The sequence below is a fragment of the Bradyrhizobium sp. Mp27 genome (genome assembly GCF_029953005.1).
GTDB classification, from domain to species: domain Bacteria; phylum Pseudomonadota; class Alphaproteobacteria; order Rhizobiales; family Xanthobacteraceae; genus Bradyrhizobium; species Bradyrhizobium barranii.
Window position 1 is genome coordinate 1 of the sequence record NZ_JASAUS010000452.1, and the last position, 1,814, is coordinate 1,814.

The 1,814-nt window shown below is 62.1% G+C and carries 3 protein-coding genes; 1 reads left to right on the top strand and 2 read right to left on the bottom strand.

Going from position 1 to position 1,814, the window contains the following annotated elements:
• Positions 1-175 precede the first annotated feature (175 nt).
• Both QJT78_RS50850 and QJT78_RS50855 read right to left on the bottom strand, forming a co-directional pair.
• On the bottom strand, positions 176-643 hold the full coding sequence (locus QJT78_RS50850) for a nuclear transport factor 2 family protein (RefSeq protein ID WP_028154623.1): 468 nt from the start codon (positions 641-643) through the stop codon (positions 176-178).
• 93 nt (positions 644-736) lie between these two features.
• Complete coding sequence (locus tag QJT78_RS50855) at positions 737-1,141, bottom strand: YbgC/FadM family acyl-CoA thioesterase (protein WP_028154624.1); 405 nt, start codon at positions 1,139-1,141, stop codon at positions 737-739.
• Between the two features lie 115 nt (positions 1,142-1,256).
• Here QJT78_RS50855 and QJT78_RS50860 point away from each other — a divergent pair, with 115 nt between their 5' ends.
• Positions 1,257-1,538 (top strand): hypothetical protein, encoded by a 282-nt coding sequence (locus QJT78_RS50860; protein ID WP_028154625.1) that lies wholly within the window; start codon positions 1,257-1,259, stop codon positions 1,536-1,538.
• The last annotated feature ends 276 nt before the right edge of the window (positions 1,539-1,814 follow it).

Genomic DNA, 1,814 nt, shown 5'->3' on the forward strand with positions numbered 1-1,814 from the left:
CCTGATCGCCGTCGCCCGCAAGCTGCTGACCATCCTCAACGTCATGATCAGGACGAAAACACCATGGCAACCCGCTTGACAGCGAACACAGTCGCTCACCCGTCTCGCCGCCAGGCGGCGAGCCACCCTCTCCCGCAAGGGGAGAGGGTAGAAGCAGCACCGCTTGTGAAAATGATCAGAACGGATCCGTCCCCAGCCCCGGCACATCCGCCGGCCGCGGTCCCGGCGCCGGCCAGTGAAACCGGCGGTCCTTCTCGGCAATCGCGATGTCGTTGATCGACGCCTCGCGGCGCCGCATCAGCCCGTGCTCGTCGAACTCCCATTGCTCGTTACCGTAGGAGCGATACCACTGGCCGGATGCATCGTGCCATTCGTACTGAAAGCGCACCGCGATGTGGTTGCCGTCGAAGGCCCAGAGATCCTTGATCAGGCGATACTCGTGCTCCTTCTCCCATTTGCGGGTGAGGAAGGCGACGATGGCTTCGCGGCCCTGAAAAACCTCGGAGCGATTGCGCCAGCGGCTGTCCTCGGTATAGGCGAGCGAGACTTTCACCGGATCGCGCGAATTCCACGCGTCCTCGGCCATGCGCGCCTTTTGCGCGGCGGTCTCACGGGTGAAGGGTGGAAGTGGCGGGCGCGACATGGTGGCCTCATCGGTTGGTCCGGGCCGCAATCTATCGCTGCAATTGGCGGAGTCGATAGGTCATCACCTATCGGCCGATCACTTATCGGGCGATCAGGAAATCAGATCGGCCTTCATCAGGATGCGGATCGATTTCGGGATCGGCTGGGCGCGGCCGCCGCTGATGAAGGCGACGCGGACCTCGGCTTTCACCAGCACGTCCTCGGCCCGCCGCACCTCCTGCGCCAGCATGATGGAGGCGCCCTTCACCGCAACCGGCCACGTCACGACGTCGAGCACGTCGTCCATCCGCGCGGGCTTCAGAAAGTCCAGATGCATCGAGCGCACGACGAAGGCAAAGCCCGCGCCCTCGGTTTCGACCTGATCGAACAGCGCCTGCTGCTCGGCGCCCATCAGCCGCAGATGATTGGTGCGCCCGCGCTCCATGTATCGGAGATAATTGGCGTGATAGACGATGCCGGAAAACTCTGAGTTGACGATATCGCAACAGAAGGCCAACGCATTGATTTCATTCGGTCGCTGGAGCGTTAAAGCGTGAACGAAAGGCGTGTTTATCTGTGCTCTTCCATAGCAAACCTCAGAGCCTTCGGGATTCGTGCCGCTTTGATCGGGCATGCCCCGACGTCGCTACACTCGCTGGTCCGGCCACTACCCGCCCGGCAGCCCCGCCGAATGGCTCGCCGAGGGGCATGTCACCTGCAACATCCAGTGCCATGGCTGCAGGCGAACGGTCGACTTCCCGCTCGACACCCTGCCCCAAAACCGGCCATGGTCCCGGGTCGGCTGGCGCTTTGTCTGCAAGGTCTGCGGCGCGGCCGGAGCGGTGCACATCGCGCCGAATTGGCATGACAGAATCGGCCACGCGGTGCCGTTCACCAAGGGCTGGAAGGCCTAGTCGCTATGCCTGGCGCGCAAACGTAAGAGGGACGAGTGAACGTAGCCCAACCGTCGATCTCCGAGGACGATCAACGCTGCATGGCCTTTGACGGGCTTATTCAGTGGACTTTAGCCGTCATCGACCAAGCAACGCGGGTAAGAGAGATCGATCCTACGTCGGCAGTTCTAGGGTCTGTACCTAAATAGCGCCACGTGATTCTCTTGCCTACGTGTTGATTCGGGGGCGAGAGAATGCGCGCTGGTTTGTTTTGGCTGAACGACAGGCAATGGGCGC

Excerpts from the sequence above, each read along its gene's own strand:
- QJT78_RS50860 (WP_028154625.1), top strand. The coding sequence starts at position 1,257 with ATGCCCCGACGTCGCTACACTCGCTGGTCCGGCCACTACCCGCCCGGC.
- QJT78_RS50850 (WP_028154623.1), bottom strand. The coding sequence starts at position 643 with ATGTCGCGCCCGCCACTTCCACCCTTCACCCGTGAGACCGCCGCGCAA.